General features: G+C 36.6%; 19 protein-coding genes. 7 read left to right on the top strand and 12 right to left on the bottom strand.

The features are described 5' to 3' along the window. Window positions 1-37: 37 nt before the first annotated feature. Genes ODR02_RS20190 through ODR02_RS20175 form a run of 4 tightly spaced genes read right to left on the bottom strand, consistent with a single transcriptional unit; the run spans window position 38 to window position 5,563 of the window. Window positions 38-1,564 (bottom strand): peroxidase, FMP-type, encoded by a 1,527-nt coding sequence (locus ODR02_RS20190; RefSeq protein WP_209784129.1) that lies wholly within the window; start codon window positions 1,562-1,564, stop codon window positions 38-40. 18 nt (window positions 1,565-1,582) lie between these two features. Further along, window positions 1,583-3,037 carry a ferritin-like domain-containing protein gene (locus tag ODR02_RS20185; protein ID WP_309513256.1) on the bottom strand — a complete coding sequence of 485 codons (1,455 nt, stop codon included), beginning with the start codon at window positions 3,035-3,037 and terminating at the stop codon, window positions 1,583-1,585. Window positions 3,038-3,041: 4 nt separating this feature from the next. Further along, on the bottom strand, window positions 3,042-5,120 hold the full coding sequence (locus ODR02_RS20180) for a GMC family oxidoreductase (RefSeq protein WP_309513255.1): 2,079 nt from the start codon (window positions 5,118-5,120) through the stop codon (window positions 3,042-3,044). Next, entirely contained in the window at window positions 5,117-5,563 is a 447-nt protein-coding gene (locus ODR02_RS20175) for a hypothetical protein (RefSeq protein ID WP_209784132.1), read from the bottom strand. Before ODR02_RS20175 ends, ODR02_RS20180 begins: the two co-directional genes overlap by 4 nt. 472 nt (window positions 5,564-6,035) lie before the next feature. Here ODR02_RS20175 and ODR02_RS20170 point away from each other — a divergent pair, with 472 nt between their 5' ends. Beyond that, window positions 6,036-7,355, top strand: a complete 1,320-nt coding sequence (locus ODR02_RS20170; protein WP_309513254.1) for a M20 metallopeptidase family protein — start codon at window positions 6,036-6,038, stop codon at window positions 7,353-7,355. On the opposite strand, the gene ODR02_RS20165 is transcribed toward ODR02_RS20170, so the two are convergent. Together ODR02_RS20165 and ODR02_RS20160 are read right to left on the bottom strand one after the other, a co-directional pair. After that, the gene (locus ODR02_RS20165) at window positions 7,352-7,768 is read right to left on the bottom strand and encodes a RidA family protein (RefSeq protein WP_209784134.1); all 417 of its coding nucleotides are present in this window, start codon (window positions 7,766-7,768) and stop codon (window positions 7,352-7,354) included. The two genes, ODR02_RS20170 and ODR02_RS20165, sit on opposite strands and share 4 nt — an antisense overlap. A 226-nt stretch (window positions 7,769-7,994) precedes the next feature. Then, on the bottom strand, window positions 7,995-8,597 hold the full coding sequence (locus ODR02_RS20160; protein WP_209784135.1) for an FMN-dependent NADH-azoreductase: 603 nt from the start codon (window positions 8,595-8,597) through the stop codon (window positions 7,995-7,997). Window positions 8,598-8,714: 117 nt separating this feature from the next. Here ODR02_RS20160 and ODR02_RS20155 point away from each other — a divergent pair, with 117 nt between their 5' ends. Further along, on the top strand, window positions 8,715-9,071 hold the full coding sequence (locus ODR02_RS20155) for a winged helix-turn-helix transcriptional regulator (protein WP_209784136.1): 357 nt from the start codon (window positions 8,715-8,717) through the stop codon (window positions 9,069-9,071). 114 nt (window positions 9,072-9,185) lie between these two features. Further along, window positions 9,186-9,782 carry a Crp/Fnr family transcriptional regulator gene (locus tag ODR02_RS20150; RefSeq protein ID WP_209784137.1) on the top strand — a complete coding sequence of 199 codons (597 nt, stop codon included), beginning with the start codon at window positions 9,186-9,188 and terminating at the stop codon, window positions 9,780-9,782. 28 nt (window positions 9,783-9,810) lie between these two features. Here ODR02_RS20150 and ODR02_RS20145 read toward each other — a convergent pair whose 3' ends face one another. Then, window positions 9,811-10,653 (bottom strand): universal stress protein, encoded by an 843-nt coding sequence (locus tag ODR02_RS20145; protein ID WP_209784138.1) that lies wholly within the window; start codon window positions 10,651-10,653, stop codon window positions 9,811-9,813. Then, entirely contained in the window at window positions 10,650-11,126 is a 477-nt protein-coding gene (locus ODR02_RS20140; RefSeq protein ID WP_209784139.1) for a MarR family winged helix-turn-helix transcriptional regulator, read from the bottom strand. The genes ODR02_RS20145 and ODR02_RS20140 overlap by 4 nt, the downstream gene beginning before the upstream one ends. Before the next feature lie 208 nt (window positions 11,127-11,334). Here ODR02_RS20140 and ODR02_RS20135 point away from each other — a divergent pair, with 208 nt between their 5' ends. Continuing rightward, window positions 11,335-11,688 carry a DUF488 domain-containing protein gene (locus tag ODR02_RS20135; RefSeq protein ID WP_209784140.1) on the top strand — a complete coding sequence of 118 codons (354 nt, stop codon included), beginning with the start codon at window positions 11,335-11,337 and terminating at the stop codon, window positions 11,686-11,688. Window positions 11,689-11,704: 16 nt separating this feature from the next. On the opposite strand, the gene ODR02_RS20130 is transcribed toward ODR02_RS20135, so the two are convergent. From ODR02_RS20130 to ODR02_RS20120, 3 genes are all read right to left on the bottom strand, one after another. Beyond that, complete coding sequence (locus ODR02_RS20130; RefSeq protein WP_209784141.1) at window positions 11,705-12,910, bottom strand: MFS transporter; 1,206 nt, start codon at window positions 12,908-12,910, stop codon at window positions 11,705-11,707. An 87-nt stretch (window positions 12,911-12,997) separates the two neighbouring features. Beyond that, complete coding sequence (locus tag ODR02_RS20125) at window positions 12,998-13,912, bottom strand: helix-turn-helix domain-containing protein (RefSeq protein ID WP_309513253.1); 915 nt, start codon at window positions 13,910-13,912, stop codon at window positions 12,998-13,000. 183 nt (window positions 13,913-14,095) lie between these two features. Next, entirely contained in the window at window positions 14,096-14,611 is a 516-nt protein-coding gene (locus ODR02_RS20120; protein WP_309513252.1) for a hypothetical protein, read from the bottom strand. 116 nt (window positions 14,612-14,727) lie between these two features. Here ODR02_RS20120 and ODR02_RS20115 point away from each other — a divergent pair, with 116 nt between their 5' ends. The 3 genes from ODR02_RS20115 (at window position 14,728) to ODR02_RS20105 (ending at window position 18,466) form a co-directional block, all read left to right on the top strand. Continuing rightward, a complete protein-coding gene (locus tag ODR02_RS20115) occupies window positions 14,728-16,143 on the top strand; it encodes an aminotransferase-like domain-containing protein (protein ID WP_309513251.1) in 1,416 nt (471 codons plus the stop codon). Between the two features lie 306 nt (window positions 16,144-16,449). After that, complete coding sequence (locus ODR02_RS20110) at window positions 16,450-16,626, top strand: histone H1 (protein WP_047377485.1); 177 nt, start codon at window positions 16,450-16,452, stop codon at window positions 16,624-16,626. A gap of 268 nt (window positions 16,627-16,894) precedes the next feature. Further along, the gene (locus ODR02_RS20105) at window positions 16,895-18,466 is read left to right on the top strand and encodes a M28 family peptidase (RefSeq protein ID WP_309513250.1); all 1,572 of its coding nucleotides are present in this window, start codon (window positions 16,895-16,897) and stop codon (window positions 18,464-18,466) included. 352 nt (window positions 18,467-18,818) lie between these two features. Here ODR02_RS20105 and ODR02_RS20100 read toward each other — a convergent pair whose 3' ends face one another. Continuing rightward, entirely contained in the window at window positions 18,819-19,157 is a 339-nt protein-coding gene (locus tag ODR02_RS20100; RefSeq protein WP_209784146.1) for a helix-turn-helix domain-containing protein, read from the bottom strand. Between the last annotated feature and the right edge of the window lie 398 nt (window positions 19,158-19,555).

The raw sequence follows: 19,555 nt of genomic DNA, 5'->3' as shown, positions 1-19,555 counted from the left end.
TAGTCATGAAATTAAATACCACCTATTTTTAACAATATTATCCTTTATGATAAGGACACCCTGATGCTGCATCAGAATTCCCAGAAATATTGAAGAACTGCTCTTCAATCACTTTTCTCTGATCCTCAGGAATATCCTGTATTTTACGAAGGGTGTTGACCTGGATATGAGGCCAGCTGGTAGTACCGCCATCATTTCCGAAATCAAATTCGAAGAATACGATTTGCTCATATTGCAGCTGAAGAATCTCTTTTCCATCTTCAATCACTGTTTCAATCCACATGTCCATATCTACCTCAACAGTCGGAACAAAACGATTGACAAAAGGAACATTCAAAACGCCTCCCTGTGCTCCGGTTTTCATCTTGGAAGACATTCTTACATGAACATAATTGCTGACCTTCTGACCTCTTAATGTATCCCTAAGCCTAAGATCAGGACGTACAGAATAAGGATATAAATCGTCTGCCAGTATTCGCTGGGTATAAATCTTGTTTGAACCCTGATCATTAACGTCATTAAGTGTTTCATGAACCCAGGCAGGTGCAGGTTTGTCCAGATCAATGATATTATCCGGTGTTACTCCTGCGTTTCCCATTGTACGTGAAATGGAAAGATGATTCGTATCCCATGCCTCTTTACCATAAGGGAATTGAGGTGAGCCTTCGATTAAATAGAACGTTTGGTTGTCCTTATTTTGAGGAATGATATCTCCAAGTAAAGTAATGGTGCTTCCATGAGGTATAACGCCGCTTCTCGAGATAGAGTAGTCCGGAATAAAATAAGGCCCGTCAATTCCTGCTCCCGGCTTTATTTCCTGAGCCGGAATGATTTCATAATAAGGCTGCCCCGGCTGTAGCTGGCTTAAAAGAATATATTTAGGGTTGGCCTCTCCGTCTGGTGTTATCCTTACCAAAGGTTCATCTCTGTATTCCCCTGTATAGCCATACTTCGCATCTTCTGTTGAAATAGCATGAATGCCGCGGTCTCTTTCAATAGATTCCTTGGTTGCTGCATGATTGTAAACGTCACTCAGCCAAAGATACATTCCGTTTTCTTCATGGATAGGAGTATATTTTAAAGCGTCCTGTCCCTGTACGGTATTAACACTTTTAATGCTCTGTTCATATTTAACAGCCCCACAGAAAAGTTCACTGGCTCCACCACGGTTACGAACTCCACCCGGAACAATGGAAAAGGTTAACTTCTCAATATATTCTTCACTGTCAAAAGCGAATTTTCCGGGAATTGTTCCTGAATTAGTTCCCGGAGAAGGCATAATCGTAGTATGTACTCCGCTTGCTAATGAAGGCTTGGTAATGTCTTTATTGTAATTAACATTGTAACTTACCCATGTTCCATCCAATGCTGCCAGAACTCCATAATCTACACTATTTTCTATGGACTGCAGGTTGTCTTCTCTAAAAGGTCTTACCGGATCATCAATAAGAAGTTTTGAATATCCATCCATTACCTCAGCCAGATTAACCTCATTTTGGCCAGGCATCTTACGGAATAACTGTTCGCCTCCCGCTTCGGGACTCTCTTTTTTTCTTTTAAGCATGATATATCGTTTTTATGGTTATAGATTGATGTATTCGAAAGTTGGGCCTGCATTATTCTGAGCGTCCAATGGTTGTTTCATCAGATTAACGGCTTGTTCTTTCAAGGCATACATATACATAATGGACTTTTCAAGCTCTCTCTGATTTCCTTCTACAGCACTTTGTATAGCATCTAATAAACGCTTGTAGGTTTTATTAAACTCAATACCTTGGGCATATAATTCTTTATTTTTGATATAATCTTCCAGTTTAGGATTAGGTTTCATTGGATATGCCTCATTCCAGTCTACCGGAAGATCTTTTCCAGTAGGTGGCGTTGTTACAGGCATCATTCCGTTTTCATCCATAAAAGGTTCATAATTTCCTCCCAGATAGAAATGCTCATGGAAAACTTCTTTAAATCTGAAATAATGCGCCAGTTCCGCCCCTTCTTCAAACTGAGAAGGATCAACATCAAAAATAGAATCATCAGCACCTTCTCCCTGTCCTTTTATTTCCTCAAAAACAGCAATTACTCCGGCTAAAGCCTCTACAGAATGTAATTTCCCACCACTTCCGTAATATTGTTCAGGACGGATTTGTTTGGCAGGATTTCCTGTGAAAATTCCTCCGGTATTTAATTCTTCAAAATTCGCAGGAAGTTGTCCGTGTTCTTTGTAGTATGCAATAATTTGGAAAATAACGATATAGAAAAATAAAACATCATAATATTCCCCAATGGTGTGTACATTTTCCATAATGAAACCCTTCATGTTTTCAAGAGTCCAGAAGTTGTTTTCCTGTACCGGGGCTCTTTGAGTATATAATGCTGAAGTGTCAGTGTCGTGATTATATTTTGGCGCTTTTACCAAAGGCTTGCCTGGACTTTCAATTGCAATAAATGTTGCAATACTGTTGCTTGAGAATGTTTCAAGGCCAACATAGAAATCAACATTCATGGGTAGTTTCATCGGGTAAGTAGGATAATTCTCCTGTTTATTGACAGAAGGCTGGATGTCTATAGCATTCAGAACATTACAAACCATAATCAGGTGAAGCATTTCTTCCACAGCAACACTTCTGATAATTTGCGAAGCCAGGGCGTTAGTACCATCCTTGATTGAATACAAAGCAGTAAGGTAAGGTGGAATGGTGGAATGTTCGATAAGAATTGCCGTCTGTAAAAGATCCTGTAAAATCGGTTTATAATCAATTTCGATTAATCCCTTTTTTAATTCTGAAACTCTGGATCCGAACTGCGATTGAAGGTAAGCATTAAACTCTTTGATCTGATTGGTTAACAGAAGATTAGTTAATGTTTTACTGTGATGCTTTAATCCTTCCATCCAGTCTTCCTTACTAAGCGTTGAATCAAACAGCAAAGAAGGCAATGAAACGGCCTCAGTAACAACAGCACTTCTGGCTGCCATTCTTCCTGCTGTTAATAACGTTTCCTGTGGTTGAGCGGTTTTATTGATAAGTTTTTGTCTCATGTTGTTATTTTTTAAGTTGAATTTCAAGATCAGCAAGAATAGACTCTACTGAACGGATCGTAAATGCTGATAATGTTAAAGTAGGGTTTGAAGTTCCCAGAGTAGTCATATTTCCAGCTCCTACGATGTATAAGTTAGGGTGATCCCAGGCTTTACAATAGCTGTTGGTAACAGAATCTTCTGCTGTAGAGCCCATTCTGTGAGTACCCACGATGTGACCTGCGCCGTTGTAAGAATACCTTACCCCATTGTACATCACGGAGTTCATATCTGCTGCAGTATATTTGGTGAAATCTTTAATGCCTAATCTTTTAAACATCTGATCCGAAGCATGCTTTGCCTGTTCCATGGCTTTCATTTCATATTCTGTCAGCTCATAATGAATGACAGGCCGAGGAATTCCCAGAACATCCATGTATTGATCATTAATCGTAACCCTGTTATTGGGATTCGGCAATTGTTCAATTTCAAAATGGAATAATACCTGTTTTGAAAGTCTGTTGGTAAGAGCCTCTCTCAATCCAGCACCGAAAAGATTCTCCTCGCTGATAAAATAGGCAACATCAGATCCCGGAGAAAATGCCGGCCATCCCCATCCCCAGTTGTCAAGAGGAGAGATCCACGCTGAAAATTCACCTCTGAAGTTCCCGTCACGGAAAGACGAAATGTTTGTTGTAGAACCAGGCCCTCTGTATGGGTAAACCGGTTCAGGGAAAAGTCCCCAGGTCAGCATTACCATATGATCCATCAGGTTTCTTCCCACCTGATCACTGCTGTTGGCCGCGGTTTTTACACCGTTTTGAGTAGTATATGGGGAATTCAGCAAAATCTTTGGATTTTCAAAAGCATTAGCCGCAAGAATTACGATAGCATCTGAAGTATCTATAGATTCTTCAATGAAATCTGTTTTCTCTTTTGAGGTATATCTTCTCAGATGAACTTTGGAAATTTTATCCTTATCGTTCTGGTCAATGCTCAATCTGTAAACCACACTCTGAGCCTGAATCTGCATGTATGGATTACGCTTAAGGTTTTCGTGATCATTAAGTTTATATAAAGCTTTTTTCAATGTCTTTAGCGCATTGTATTTAGCCTGAACAGGACAGATGGGAACACAGGAAGCATTCCCTTCACAACGTTCTCCCATATAAGGATTCCATACAGAACCCAATGCTTTATATTCTTCTTTTTCAGAACTGTCTAAAACCAGTTTATATCCGGATTCTTTTGGTTCGGCTTTGATGATCTTTGTTTTTCCGTATTTTGGATTGGGGATAGAGTTTCTTCCCTGTGGAGAAGGTACCATCATTAAAGGAATCTCTCCGGAACTTAGTTTCACACTTGTCCCTTTAAGCCCTTCAATAATCTTATGGTCCATATAACTCTGAGGAATTTCCTCCATCGGGAATACATAATTTCCATAATATTTTTCCATATTCTCATCAATGGGATATTCCTGTCTTGAAACATCTCCGGAAACTCCGATTTCAAATTCTGCCATTTCATAATAAGGCCTTAATTCCTCATAGTCAATAGGCCAGTTGATAGGCGTTTTTTCTTGAGAATCCGGTTTGTGTATTGTAATTCCATATTTCTCGGTGAGTTTGAAATCGTTTGGAAGCATTCTTGGTGTAGTTCCCAGCCAGTGAAGGGTAGTTCCGCCTCCCACTCTTATAGCATCACTTGCAAATGGCATAGGCCCAAACTGAACCAGATATCCTTTTTTATCAGGGAACGGCTGAACAATATGTTCCATATCCAGAACATTGGGAGAAGGAGCTTGCTTTAAATTCGGATAAGGTGAATTGGGAACCTTGGCTTCCTCCCGATAAAAAGTACGTATATATTCATTGTAAGTGGTCATTGAGGATACGGAATCCAGTTCCAGCCCAGCTTCCAGTCCCGCCTCATACATGAGTATTGATATTTCCTTGATGCTATCCGATTTTCCGGCATCTGCACGGTGAATCATTTTTCCTTTTGCGGCATCAAATACATGATCAGACAGTAGTTTTGCGATCAATGATCCTGCGATCCCCGTTCCTACGATGATCACATCTTTTTTGTTATGGGTCTGGTTCATGAGTTGCTGTTTACAGGTTTAATATTCCATGATTTGTAGCCAGGTTGTTTTGCTCCTGGCGGATGAGAGTGCATCAGATTCCAGACAAGACCTTCTTGGTAAGAAAGATCATTGATGTAACTGCCTTCCCAGGTTCCCAAATACCACATGGTGATTACTTTTCCGGCGATCTCGTTCATTCCTGCATTACCAATAATTTCGGATTGAATGGCCTTTTTTAATTCCTCTTCACCGGAAGAATTTTCAAGAATATTTTTAGATAGGGTAAGGAATTCTACAAAAGTGGCGGCTTCTAAGCTTTTTAAAACATAAGTGTAATAGGTTTCCGCAAGACCTGTGGATTGTAGTTCGTTTACCGTAAATCCCGCGAGCGCTTCCGAGATAGACATAAACACGTCGAAATAATAATCGTCGACGTTGAGAATTTTGTTAATAATATTCATTTCGTTAAAAATTTGGGTTAGATATCTTCAATTCCTTCAACAGGAGGGCATCAAGCCGATTGATCTACAGCTGCAAGATTTTTCAGATACCATCTCTTTTTCCGAAATGATTGAATGTATTTCAAGCGATCCATAGTAACCAGTTTTTGTTTATCCGAAATTAATCAGATCCCGGCAGATAAGATTCAGTATTTCTACGTAATTTATGTTAACGGTAATTTGAAAAATTATAAAGTAACCCTTTGTAGCAAAGGGTTTCAAGGGGTTTTGTTTTCACCTAGTTTAGAATTAATTTAAATAATGTGGTATTGAAACAGAATAGGATATTAAAGGGAATCGATTCAATTGAATTTAAAAAATAATAATAAATTGACGATCAGGATGTAACAAAAGTGAAGCTATGGTAGTCTAATCAATATGAGTTAACTTTTTGCTAAACAGTTATCCCAGATAAAACCAAATACTATTGACCATGAAAAGATTTTTACTTACTTTATTGTGCTTTGCTTCCTCTCTTTTTTCTGCACAGGGATTGAACAGCCAGAAAGAAACAGGTACGAATTTGTCCAAAAATATAAATGAACAGCCGGTACATCAATCCGTTCAGCTGGAGACAGATAAAGTATTCAATAAATTAGTGAACCTAAGAAGAACATTTCATGAAAATCCTGAATTAGCCGGTAAGGAAAAGCAAACTCAGGAAAAAATTAAGCAGTATCTGCTGGATCTGGGACTGGAAGTTCAAACAGGTCATTACGGGTATAGCGTTGTAGGGATTTTGAAAGGAGATAAAAAAGGCAAAAAAATAGCCTGGAGATCAGATATGGATGCACTACCGAATGATTATCCGGATCCGGAGGTTTTCAAATCAAAAGTAAAGGGAGTTCAGCATGGTTGTGGTCACGATATTCACATGGCGATCGGGTTAGGAATTGCTGAGGTTCTTTCCAAAAATAGAAAATATTTAAAGGGAACAGTATATTTTATATTTCAACCTGAAGAGGAAACCTTCAAAGGCGCAAAAGAACTGCTTAATAATGGATTGCTATCTAAAATAAACCCTAATGAAATCTATGGGCTTCATGTGACGGCTACTGCTGTTGGCCAGATCATGGTGAAACCCAGTGAAATGTTTGCCTATCAGAAGAAAATAAGGATTCAATTAAAAAAAGGACTATCTCAAGAGGAGCTCAATGGTTTAACAAAAAAAATCAGTAATTCTTTATTTCGGGTTTCTTCCGGAAGCAAACCCTGGGAAATACAGTCTATTGTTGATCCTAAAATAGGGTTGACCAATCCAGATACTATTTTCAAAGATTATCTTTTTACCGATGGAAAATTCAGTACTTATTCTAAAAATAATGAATCTTTTCTTGAAGCCTACCTGTATGAGACGAATGCTTCCAATGTAGATAAAATAATTCCTGAAGTTCAGAAGATTGTTGAAGATAGTGGATATAAAAATCAACTGCTTTCCGTTTCATTTGTTCAGGAAAACCCAACGGTTATCAATAATGAAAAACTGACAAAATCGGCAATAGAAATCCTTGAGAATCTTTATGGAAAAAATGCTGTTGCATCAGATTATGGTCAGGTTCCGTTTTTTAATGATGATTTTGCTTATTTTCAACAAAAAATACCCGGAGTTTACTTTTTCCTTGGGGGATCCAATTTTGAAAAAGGAGTGATAGCAATGAATCATTCTCCTAATTTCCAAGTGGATGAGGAAAGCATCAGAACCGGAGTGAAAAGTTTTTCATCATTATTGATAGAACGTCTTAACAGAAACTAATTCTTAACAGCAATCGCATCTATCTCAAACAACATTCCGGGTAAAGCGAGCTGACTTACCGGAATAAGTGTACTGGTAGGCAAGAATGAATGATTCCATGCTTTCTTCGCTTCATCCGCCCATATTTCAAGTTTTTCCTGATTGTGATCCACAATGAGTAAGGTAATTTTGACAATATTCTCAAATGTCATGTCATGGCTTTTTAGCACAATTTTTAGGTTTTTTAAAGCATCCTGAACCTGAGTTTTAAAATCATCCGCCAATTCATGATTTTCCCCGACACCTCCGCTCTGCCCGGAAATAAAGCACATCTGAGAAGGAGATTCTATAGAAATGCTGTGTGAGAAACTATAAGGGCCAGGATTAAATAATTCAGCAGGATTAATCAGTACAGGTTGTTTATTGCTTTCCATAATCTTTCATTTAATGAGGTAAAGGTGAGAGATAAAAATTGAAAAACTCTTTACATATGTTGAGAAAAATATTCTTTTATTTGGGTAAAGTTCCCTTTCAATTAAAATGGAATTCAAATAAAAAATGCTGTCTCAAAAGTTTCATTCTGAATAGGCCGGAAGTCTATGAACACACCCCGGAAATGTAATGAAGAATTTCATTTTTGAGACAGCCTTATTAAATTTTTTACTCTACAACAATACTTTCAATCCCTCTTTGTAAAGCCGTTTCCTGAATGACAGGAACAGAAAGACCTTCTGCACGTACTACAGAAATATCCGTCATTCCCATAAATCCAAGAGTTTGTTTTAAGTAAGGAACAACAAAATCATAAGCCTGTCTTTCCCCTTCTGAATATACTCCGCCACTGGAAAAAGCCAGATATACTTTTTTGTTTTTTACCAAACCTTCAGGACCGTTTTCACTGTAGCTGAAAGTTTTTCCTGCTCTGGCAATATGATCTAGCCATGATTTCAGGGTAGAAGTGATGCTGAAATTGTACAATGGAGCTTCGATAATAATAATATCGGCTTCATGTAGCTCATCAATGACTGTATCTGAAAGTTTTACCGTTTCCCATTGTTCAGAAGTACGGTTTTCAGCAGGTGTGAAAAATGCATTGATATGTGCTTCTTCTAAATGAGGAAAAAGAGGGTTCGCCAAATCACGTTTTTTAAAAACACTGTCAGGGTATTTTGCTGTAATTTTTTCCACAACGGCATTTCCCAGTTTTTTACTGATTGATGATTCGCTTCTCGGGCTTGAGACAATATGAAGTACTCGTTTCATTTTTTATTTTTTTTAAAATTGATGTTTCAAAATTATTTATATTTACTAATAAAAAGATAGTAGTTACCAAAAGGTTAGTAATAACATTTAGGTTAGTAATAAGCTAAAACAGAAACAATGGAAGAAGAAAAAATAGTGTATTCAAGGCCGCAATGCAGTACTCATCTGTCTGCTACAGAGGATGCTTTGTATGTTTTAGGAGGCAGATGGACCATCCGCGTAATGATTGCTATTTTGGGTGGACATACCCGTTTCAATGAACTGCAGAGAACCATCAAAGGAATTTCAGCAAGAGTATTATCCAGCGAATTAAAAAAACTGGAGGTAAATCATCTGGTTGAAAGAACGGTTATTACAGATCAGAAACCGGTGTTGGTAGAATATGTTCCCACAGGATATAGCGAATCACTGAAAGATGTTATTGCTGCTCTGGCAGATTGGGGAGCAAAACATAAAAAGAAAATTACTGCCTGATAATAAAAATAGAAGAGTAGTGTTGAGGTTAGAGAATACTGTATTTTGTGGTATTTGATAAGTTGCAGCATTGCTTATACTTTAAGTATTTTTACTCAAATTAATAATAACAAGATGGTCATAGGTGAAGACTTATTATTTTCCTACGGAGCCACTCTGGAAAATTATGAAGCCGGAGATGCTGTTTTTCAGGAAGGTACCGCAGCAAAATATTATTTCCAGATCAGATACGGCACTGTGAAGCTGAATACGTTTTTAGAAGACGGAAAAGAATTTGTTCACGGGCTGCCTTTTGATGGGCATTGTATTGGTGAAAGCTATTTATTTACTGATCATCATTATGCTGTTAATGCCATTGCCGTTACCCAATGTGAAATTATTAGAATTTCCAAAACAAAAATTCTTGAAATCCTGCTGGAAAACCCTGAATTGCTACTTGAAATTAATAAATACATGGCAGACAGAATGCATTTCAGATTTATGATTTCCAGTTTTCTGGCCATTTCGGATCCCATTGTAAAGCTCACAAAGCTTTTTGATCATATTAAAAAGTATTTCGGATTCGTAGAAGCGTATTCATTTCTGATTCCCTATACGAGACAGCAAATAGCAACCTTAACCGGTCTTCGGGTGGAAACGGTGATCAGATATGTCAAAAAAATGGAGGAACAGAAAATGGTTAAAATTGAAAGTACTAAAATTTATTATTAGCTTTCAGTAATTCAAACGAAGTTCTTTATTATTTTAAAATTAAAACAGGCTGATGCGTATTTTGGTAAATTCCTTCAGAAATACTTCTGCTTGCCAGATAATACAGGAAGCTGTGCTTACCAGGTAACGCAATAATGAGATCTGCCTCATTTGATGCCGCAAAAGACAGGATTCCATTAATGACGTTTTCATCATGAGAATAGTGAATGCTGCTTGGGATTTCTGTTAAATGTTCACGGATATAGTCTTCCAGTTCTTTTTTATGGTCTTCATTCTCTTTTTCATTGTTGTTGATATTTAAAAATGACAATCGTACATCCTGCTTATGAATAACAGATTTGTGATGAAATAATCTTTCTAATCTTTTAATTCCTTTAATATCACAAGGAATAAAGATATTCTTAATAGGAGTGTAATGATAGCTGTTAGGAACAATCAAGGTCTTCACAGGGCTTGTTCTTGCAATACTTATAATATTATCAGAAACAAAACTCTCAGTACTGGAAGTCTGATCATCACTTCCCAAAATAATCAATTCCACAGACGGCTGATTTTTTAAAAGCTCATTAATACTTCTGGTAATGACCCAGTCACTTAAAATCCTGGAAACCTTTACCTCGGGCGACTTTTCGGTAATAATACTGCTTAAGTGGTCAAATAATGATTCCGTTCTCTGCAGTAAATTATTTACACTTTCTTCATTCACAAAGGAATGCCCTTCTGCAATATGCAGGTAGTCAAACTCAGATTCACCTGCCGTTTTTAGTAGGATAATGTTTTGATATTCGTAGGTTTTTGCCCAATCTGCGGCAATTCTTACTGCATTTTCCGTAGTTGATGTAAAATCAATGGGTACAAGGATTGTTCTCATATGCTATCATGTTTTGATCCCGGTTCTTCCAGGTTTGCGGTCATTTTTTTTACTAAAAGCAGCGCTTTGCTAATCTCTTCTTCGTCTATAGTACCTGCTGCCTTTTTATAAAGATCCAATGCCCAGGGATAAACGATTTCTACAATCTGTTTCCCTTTCTGAGTCAAAAAGATCTGTTTATTTCTCCTGTCGTTTTTATCAGCTATCCTTTCCACTAAATCCCTTTTTACAAGGCTATTGATGAGGTAGGTAATACTTGATTTGTCTTTACTTACTTTATTCCCGATTTCCTGCTGATTGATGCCATTGTTGCGTGAAAGAAGTCCCAGAATTTCAATCAGTTCAAAAGACAGATCAGGATCATATTCATTAATACTGTTCTGAATTTTCTGCCGGAGACGGCTTTTCATTTCACTCATCGCCAGACCAAGTTCCAGAGCCAGTTCTGATCTATTATTCTGTTTTGCAGGCATACTTTATAATTAATAATGATACAGCAGTATAAAATCGATATCCAAAAGGATTTTAGCATGACTTATCCTAACAAATATACGAAAAATTAGTTTTAATTAAAACTAATTGAAGGTAAAGTATTCTATAACAAGAGATAAAAAATGAAAAAATAAATCTTCAGGAACAAATTTTGTAGTCAGATAACTAGAATATTAATTAAAAAAGGATATGTCTGTAATTGTGTTAAAAAGAATTTACGAAACACCGTCCGCAGACGATGGCTGTCGTATTCTGGTAGATCGTCTCTGGCCAAGAGGGCTTTCAAAAGAAAATGCTGATCTTGATGAATGGGATAAAGACATTGCGCCATCAACAGAATTAAGACTGTGGTTTCATCACGATCCTGCGTTATGGCAAGAATTTTCAGAAAAGTATATGAAGGAACTTCATGAAAGTAATCTAGGGAAAGACTTTCTGAAACGTCATAAGAATCAGGAAAAAATTACATTGTTATATGCTGCTAAAGATGAAGCCCACTGCCATGCCATCATTATAAAAAAGTATCTGGAAAGTATAAAATAAAAAGAAAAAGCAGAGATTAGTTCTCTGCTTTTTCTTTTTTAACGGCCTGATGCATAAAAAGGATAATTCCCAAAAGGAAAAATGCGATGATCAGATAACGCCACGAAAGATCTTTTTGATCCGCTACCGTTCCGCTTACAGAAATGATAAAGCTCGTTACAGAAGTGATTACATATACCAATCCACCCATAAGCCCTCCGGCAGTACCTGCATTTTTAGGAAAGTAAAGCATACTTGTTGTAAAAAAGGAGGTAAATAAAATTCCGGAACAGATGTGAATAAAAAAGGCAAAAGGAATCATAATGAAAAGACTTTCTGCAAAATAACTGGTGATGATCAGCCCGGCAATCAGAATCAGCTGAAGCAAAATAGGTTGTAGAATTCTTGGTTTAAAATCAAGAGTCAGTCTTCGTTTTCCGATAAAACCTCCTATCATCCAGGAGAAGCCCAGGATCAATGTACAGTATCCAATAACTACCGGCGTAAAATGAAAAGTATTTTCAATAATAAAAGGTCCGGTAATATTAAAGAGCATAACAATAGAGTAGCTCAATCCTAAAATGAAAATCCCTAACATGAAAATCCTGTTTTTAAGCATCATTTTGTAAAGACTGATATTCTCTGACAGATCCAGTTTCTTTTTCTGGGGAAGACTTTCGCCGCTAAAAAACCACTCAAAAAGGAACAGGAATCCGGCATATCCGGCTAGAAAATAAAAATTAGCATGCCAGTTAAATATTTTCTCAAGATATCCTCCCAGGAAAGGAGCCAGAATAGGGCCGCACGACCATACAATGGTAAAATAGCTCAGATAATGCTTTACTCTTTCCGAATCATAAATGTCTACGAAAATAGCACGCGTAGCCACCACAAGAACCGAAACAGCTGCTCCCTGAAGGATACGAAGCAGACAGATCAGTAAAATGCTGTTGGTCATCGTAATCAGGATACTGGTCAGGATCAGGAGGAACAAGGCGATCAATTTAGGACGGTAACGTCCGATACTATCCAGAATTCCTCCTACAAACAACTGGGAAACTCCGTAGCTCAATAGATATGAGGTCAGCGTGATCTGAATATCTTTTTCCGAAACCATCATTTCTTTGGCCATAGAAGGAAACGATGGTAAATAAATATCTGTGACAAACCCGGAAAGCGGGATAGACACGAAGGCCATAATGGTAATTAATCTGATTCGTTGCTCAGATGCTTCTCTCAACATATTCATTCGTTTTTACCATGCAAAAATAAGTCAAGAAATGGAAAACTGGATTTTAAAAGACAAAGCAAAAATTACGAAAATCAAATATTAAGATAAATTCTTAAATTTTAATGGTGAAGTCTGGGCATGCTTTTTAAAAAAGTTATTAAAATGAGCAGGCTGATCAAACCCTAAAGTATAGCCTATCTGGGCAATATCCCAATTCGTATACTTCAGCAGGTTTTTAGACTCTTCAAACATTTTTTCTTTGATAATCTGAGTAGTGGTAAGGTTGGTTACAGATTTTACAGAAGAATTCAAATGATTGACATGTACATTCAGGTGCTCGGCAAAGTCGGAAGGTGTTTTTAATGCCAATGGATAAGCAGGAGAGTCCAGAGGAAACTGTTTGGTGAGCAATTCATCGAATAACTTGTACAGACGTACATTCGCAGGGAGTTCATTTGGATTGATATCTTCCACGCGGTTTTCCAGTGCCAGATGCATCACAGAGGCAAGATTGCTTTTGATACTGCTGCAACGGAAAGGATATGCAGAATTATTCATCCTGTAAATCTGATCAAAATAAAGAGTTGCCAGCTGAGCCTGTTCTTCCGTCAGAAATACCACTGGTTTACTCCATTCTTTGAACATTGATGTTTTTTTAAACAGATTAAATTCTGAATTTCCATTAAAAAATTCCTGATTGAACAAGCAGAAATATCCCTCCTGTACATCACTTTCACACTCCCATGAATACGGAATGCTTGGAGAAGGGAAAAATAATGCAGGCCCATCAATAAACAGCTGATGGGTACCATAATGAATCGTGCCTTTTCCTATGATAAAGCTTATTTTATAATAATCACGTCGGTTGTAGGGACTCTTAAAGCTGCAATATCTCCGCATAGAAATATTGAAATGAGATTTTCCTGTCTCAAAATCTTCAGAATCAAATATTTTGATCTGGTCTTTACGAATGCGTCTGTAATAATCTTCTATGGTTTCCAGCTGATCGCTCATAAGTAAAAATTATAAAAATCAAAGATAAGTAAATGGTTGTTCACTCAGAATGATTTTAAGTGAGATAATAAAAATAAGAATGATAGTCTCTCTCGATATTTGTCTTAAAAAAGACCTGCAGTGATAAAATATAGAAAAGCATCTATACAATCTGAGAAATCTGTAGTTAAAAAATGAATTAAACTAACTTTTATTAACCTCCAATTCTAAAATATGCGATGGCAACTGAAAAGGATCTGCCTTTGAACTATCCGCCACTACAAAACCATATTCTTTTAAAAAGTCTGCAAGCGGATCGTGATCCAGGATATTGATCCATATAACATCTGTAAAACTTACTGCGGATCTGCATTTTTTCCAAAGGGATTGTCTTGTTTCCGGAGTGTCAAACTCTGAAAGAATTACAAAACTGATTTCTGTAGCCCTTTTTCCCTCAGGAATTCCGGGATGGAGAGAGCCGCTTTTGATAACACTGTATCCAATAGGCTTCTGATCCGCATACATAATGATTAGTTGATTGGAAAGATCATTCAGATCATTGATCATCTTTCTCGGATCTATTTCGTGGTGAATATATTTTTTTATGTCTTCCTCACTGACAAGCTCTCTGTGTAATGAATAAATGGAAGAATCAATAATGGTTATAAGATCAGAAATTCCCTCTTCAGAACCTACTGTAAATTTTGAAATGATATCCATGGGATTTTTTTATTCAAAATTATAAGATTAATCTATTCAAAAAGGATACAGTTCGCTAAAATATCATCGGTACAGAAAGGTATTTTTGTAAATTTGTTCAGTACAGTTGATGTATTATGATGAAACCTTATAAGTACGAAATTTTTACGGCCGAAATAGAGAGGCAGATCTACAATGGAATTTTACAGGAAAATGACAAGCTTCCTTCCGTTCGTTACATTAAGGAAAAATACAAACTGAGCACAAGCTCTGTGCAAAGTGGATTTGAATATCTTATGATTAAAGGGCTGATCAGGAGTAATCCACGGTCTGGCTATTTCGTTACAGGAATTCAGGAGGAAAATATTCCGGAAGTAAAAACAAAGCTTCCGGTCGTAGTGAGGGATGAAGTATTTATGAAAAATATGATGCTTACTTCCAAAAGAACTTCAGAATTCAGTTCTTTCAATACGGCTGTACCCGGAGATCTTCTGATTCCGCAAAAACTTATCCTCAGAACAATGCAGGAAGTTATTCGTGAGAAAGGGGCATCACTGCTCAGGTATTATCCCCCAAACGGATTGGAGCTATTAAGGAAACAGATTGCAAAACAAATGGGAGCTTATGGCTGTATATTGAATCCAGACGAAATAATTATCACGGATGGTGCGTTGCAGGCCCTTACAATTGCTTTAAAATCGGTTACAAAAGGAGGAGATGTAGTGGCTGTTGAGAGTCCATGTGTGTTTTCTGTACTGGAAGTACTTGCTCACCTTGAGTTAAAAGCCATTGAGCTTCCTGTACATTATAAAACAGGTTTTGATACTGAATATTTCAAAACGATCTGTGAGGAAAATAAGATCTGTGCTCTTGTCACGACTCCCAATTTTCACAATCCCACCGGTGTTGTAATGAAAGATGAAACAAAAAAAGAAATTCTGAGCATGGCAGAAACGTATCAGTTCTGTATTATTGAGAATGATATGTACTCCGATCTTTATTTTGAAGAACAAAGGCCGCAAAGTATAAAAAGCTTTGATAAAAAAGGGATAGTCATGATGTATTCATCGTTTTCAAAGACGTTAGCTCCGGGAATTCGTTTAGGCTGGTTATATGCCGGAAGTTTTTATGCAAAATCCGAAAGAGTAAGGTTTGCTTTAGGGCGCACCGTTTCGCCTATTTACCAGGAATTGGTTCTAAAACTGCTACAGGGAAGCGGTTATGAAAGGCATCTCCGGTTATTCCGGAAAAAACTCAGTCAGCAGGCTGTTCAGGTATTGGAGGTGTTAAGAAATTCCTTTCCTGAAGGCTCTTATTTCCACAGGCCGAGAGGAGGTTACAGTATTTGGGGGCAACTTCCTCAGAATACTGATATGGAAATGTTTTACCAGTATTGTGAGGAACATCAGATTTTGTTTACTCCCGGAAATACCTTTTCTTTCACGGATAAATATCATTTTCATTTCAGGATTATTTTTAGTGAAAGAATTACCTCTGAAAGCATTGTTTTACTGAAAGATGCAGGCAAGAAAGCAAAAGAGCTGCAGTTTTAAAACGTTAAGAGAAATTAAGTAAAATAGAGAAAGTAAAATGGCTTTCTAAATGAAATTTTTTAAGAAAATCTTCGTTTACTTTTTTTGATTCTTATTGATTTTGAATAGTTTATTTAAAAATTTACTTCTACTCTATATAATATCCAGGTATAGGGCTGATTTTCTACAATAAATTGATTTTATTTTAAAAATTAAATTGAATTTAAGTAAGACTTAGAAAAAATGATTAAATCCACTATTTTTTTTCAACACAATTAGGCTGGAATCACCATAAAACCTATATTTGCAGCCTAAATTTTTAAATAAATGAAAGAACTAATTGAAAAAATCAACGCAGAATTTGAAGCGTTCACAACTGAGGCAAACCAACAAGCGGAAAAAGGAAACAAAGCAGCTGGTACAAGAGCTCGTAAAGCAGCTTTAGAACTAAGCAAATTGTTCAAAGACTTCAGAAAAGTTTCTGTAGAAGAAGCTAAGAAATAATTTACCTTCAGCCGGCTTTTGAAGCCGGCTTTTTTATTTCTAATACATCTGCTTATCAGGTATTTCTCAATAGAAAATAAAATGTCATTTTATAAATGCCAAAGACTGTCATATGGATAGTCTTTTTTTGTGAATTATTCCCATAGTAGATTCTTGTTATTATTTTTAGATTAAAAAATGGATATTATCAAGGGAATGCCTCTTTTTCAGGCTTAATCTTTCATCATCTCCCTAATTTCTTTTATCTTTAAAGCAATCAATAAATATTATGAGGATAAATAGATTTTTTGCAGTGCCTGCAGTAGTGCTGGCCGCTCAGTTCTCCTGGGCTCAGGTAAAGGTTGACCCAAAAGAAAGGTTAAACCCTATCGTAAAAAGTTTTGTAGATGAAGTAAATAATAATTCCCAGCTGGAAAACCTGGCGTCTGAGCTGTTGGATGGAATCGGACCTCGTCTTGTAGGAACTCCGGAAATGCTTGCTGCCAATGAATGGAGTGCCAATAAACTCCGTTCCTGGGGAGTAGATGCCAATCTTCAGCAATTTGGAACCTGGAAAGGCTGGCAGCGAGGTGTTACTCATGTTGATATGACGTATCCGCGTGTAAAATCTCTTTCTGCAACACAGCTTGCATGGAGCCCGGCTACTAAAAAAGCTGTAGAGGCAGAAGTAATTATTCTTCCGAAAGTATCTTCTAAAGCTGAATTTGATCAATGGCTTCCTTCCGTGAAAGGAAAAATTGTGCTGATGGCACAGTACCAGAAAATCGGTCGTTCTGATGAACAAATCAAAGAATTTGCAACACCTGAATTGTATGAAAAGCTTAAAGCAGAAAAAGAACAGGCTGCCAAAGATTTTGCTGCTTATATAAAGAATGCCGGTTATGATAATAACAGTCTTCCTGAAGCTTTAGAGAAGGCCGGAGCGGCAGGTATTGCCATTTCAAACTGGACTGGTATCATGGGAGCCAACAGAATATTCGGAGCGAAAACATCCAAAATTCCAATGATTGATATCGATGTGGAAGACTATGGAATGCTGTACAGAATGGCAGAAAAAGGAACGCAGCCTAAAATCAAAATTGATGCTCAATCCAAAATACTTCCTGAAGCAAAAAGCTTTAATACAATCGGTATGATCAAAGGTAAAGAAAAACCTGATGAGTACGTGATCCTTTCTGCCCACCTTGATTCATGGGACGGAGCTCAGGGAGCTACAGATAACGGAACAGGAACGATCACCATGCTGGAAACAATGAGAATTCTGAAAAAATATTATCCTAATAACAAGAGAACTATTGTAATCGGACTTTGGGGAAGTGAAGAGCAGGGATTAAATGGGTCTAGAGGTTTTGTAGCCGATAATCCACAGATTATTAAAGGAGTACAGGCTGCTTTTAATCAGGATAACGGAACCGGACGTGTTGTGAATATCAGCGGTCAGGGATTTGTAAAAGCTTATGATTATGTTGGAAGATGGCTTGATGGTGTTCCCAAAGCAGTAAGAAGCCATATTAAGACTGATTTCCCAGGGATGCCTGGAGGTGGAGGCTCTGACCATGCTTCGTTCGTGGCAGCAGGAGTACCCGGAATTTCTTTAGGTTCTCTGAACTGGGGGTATTTCGGATATACGTGGCATACTACAAAAGATACTTACGATAAGATCGTTTTTGATGAAGTTAAAAATAATGTGATTTTAACGGCAGCCTTAGCTTATATGGCTTCCGAAGATCCTGAATTCAGCAACAGAGAAAAAAGAATAATGCCTCAGGATGAAAAAGGAGAGGTCGTAAAATGGCCGGAAGTAAAAGAACCTAGAAGAAGTTCTAAAGATTACAAATAGATATTCTTTATTTGAAACAGATAAAAGATTAGATATATGGGTGGAGCAGATATATTAGTTCAGTATAATTTTAAATTTCTCTGAATAAATAACAGTAAAGCCTTTTAATTTATCCTATTCTTTTTTGCCGTTATTGGCTAATGCATTTATTTATCTAGTTGAATAATATATGTTTTAGCCAATGATGGCATTTTTTATTATGAATTTCCTAAGAAATAGAATATTCCTTACTATCTAAATAAGAAAGAGATAATATTCTTTTACCCTCTGTATAAAATATATTCTAAATAAAAAATATAATATTTTTAACTACAGATGAACTTTATAATAAATGTATAGGAGTGTGAATTGATTAAATACTGAATAAAGTCTTCCATTTTGCAACGGTGTTACGACTTAGTTTAAAATGTAAAGCAAGCTGAGTGTTATTAAGATAATTCTTTTTTTGATATTCAAGAATTTTGTATATCGTTTCCTTGTTATAAGAACGGTGAGACTGGTTTTCCTTAATGTTCTGATTATAACTAAATATGATCCTGTTTATTTCTATTACATCAAACGCAGAAAGATTTTTCTTCGATAAAATTTTTTCACATTCATGCTTTTTCTCCGGATATTTCAGGTCAACAAGATCGCTGTAAATTTTTTTGTAATCAGGAGTCGTTGAGTGAGATTGTTTATGATGATCCATATATAATGATGTGGTTTAATTATTTTATAAACTTTTTTGAATGAGCCATATTGATAAAAATAGATACTAGAGTTCATAAATTAATTAAAGAAAGATCCCCAACCAATAAGAATGATTTCAATATTTAAAAATAATAATGCGGAAACTGCTTTTAAACTTTAAATAGTGTTTTTACTTCTTTAATTTCATTTACGGCCCTAGTACCTAGTCTTAATATCAACTAAACAATTTGAAAGCTGATAAAAAGTATATAGTTTGTGTTTTCATGTAAAATTAGCTTTCCATTCTATATGTTGCAATATTTCATATACATCATGTGTACAGCTTTTGTTTAATGCTAAAAAATGCAAAAATTTGCTACAACAAAAAGCAACTTGCCTTCCTCAATAAAATAGGGT

The organism is Chryseobacterium sp. CFS2 (assembly GCF_036543225.1).
Classification (GTDB): Bacteria; Bacteroidota; Bacteroidia; order Flavobacteriales; family Weeksellaceae; genus Chryseobacterium; species Chryseobacterium culicis_A.
The sequence above is the reverse complement of the archived record's forward strand: the minus strand, read 5'-3'. Positions and strand labels throughout refer to the sequence as shown.

Excerpts from the sequence above, each read along its gene's own strand:
- ODR02_RS20190 (WP_209784129.1), bottom strand. The coding sequence starts at position 1,564 with ATGCTTAAAAGAAAAAAAGAGAGTCCCGAAGCGGGAGGCGAACAGTTA.
- ODR02_RS20185 (WP_309513256.1), bottom strand. The coding sequence starts at position 3,037 with ATGAGACAAAAACTTATCAATAAAACCGCTCAACCACAGGAAACGTTA.
- ODR02_RS20180 (WP_309513255.1), bottom strand. The coding sequence starts at position 5,120 with ATGAACCAGACCCATAACAAAAAAGATGTGATCATCGTAGGAACGGGG.
- ODR02_RS20175 (WP_209784132.1), bottom strand. The coding sequence starts at position 5,563 with ATGAATATTATTAACAAAATTCTCAACGTCGACGATTATTATTTCGAC.
- ODR02_RS20170 (WP_309513254.1), top strand. The coding sequence starts at position 6,036 with ATGAAAAGATTTTTACTTACTTTATTGTGCTTTGCTTCCTCTCTTTTT.
- ODR02_RS20165 (WP_209784134.1), bottom strand. The coding sequence starts at position 7,768 with ATGGAAAGCAATAAACAACCTGTACTGATTAATCCTGCTGAATTATTT.
- ODR02_RS20160 (WP_209784135.1), bottom strand. The coding sequence starts at position 8,597 with ATGAAACGAGTACTTCATATTGTCTCAAGCCCGAGAAGCGAATCATCA.
- ODR02_RS20155 (WP_209784136.1), top strand. The coding sequence starts at position 8,715 with ATGGAAGAAGAAAAAATAGTGTATTCAAGGCCGCAATGCAGTACTCAT.
- ODR02_RS20150 (WP_209784137.1), top strand. The coding sequence starts at position 9,186 with ATGGTCATAGGTGAAGACTTATTATTTTCCTACGGAGCCACTCTGGAA.
- ODR02_RS20145 (WP_209784138.1), bottom strand. The coding sequence starts at position 10,653 with ATGAGAACAATCCTTGTACCCATTGATTTTACATCAACTACGGAAAAT.
- ODR02_RS20140 (WP_209784139.1), bottom strand. The coding sequence starts at position 11,126 with ATGCCTGCAAAACAGAATAATAGATCAGAACTGGCTCTGGAACTTGGT.
- ODR02_RS20135 (WP_209784140.1), top strand. The coding sequence starts at position 11,335 with ATGTCTGTAATTGTGTTAAAAAGAATTTACGAAACACCGTCCGCAGAC.
- ODR02_RS20130 (WP_209784141.1), bottom strand. The coding sequence starts at position 12,910 with ATGTTGAGAGAAGCATCTGAGCAACGAATCAGATTAATTACCATTATG.
- ODR02_RS20125 (WP_309513253.1), bottom strand. The coding sequence starts at position 13,912 with ATGAGCGATCAGCTGGAAACCATAGAAGATTATTACAGACGCATTCGT.
- ODR02_RS20120 (WP_309513252.1), bottom strand. The coding sequence starts at position 14,611 with ATGGATATCATTTCAAAATTTACAGTAGGTTCTGAAGAGGGAATTTCT.
- ODR02_RS20115 (WP_309513251.1), top strand. The coding sequence starts at position 14,728 with ATGATGAAACCTTATAAGTACGAAATTTTTACGGCCGAAATAGAGAGG.
- ODR02_RS20110 (WP_047377485.1), top strand. The coding sequence starts at position 16,450 with ATGAAAGAACTAATTGAAAAAATCAACGCAGAATTTGAAGCGTTCACA.
- ODR02_RS20105 (WP_309513250.1), top strand. The coding sequence starts at position 16,895 with ATGAGGATAAATAGATTTTTTGCAGTGCCTGCAGTAGTGCTGGCCGCT.
- ODR02_RS20100 (WP_209784146.1), bottom strand. The coding sequence starts at position 19,157 with ATGGATCATCATAAACAATCTCACTCAACGACTCCTGATTACAAAAAA.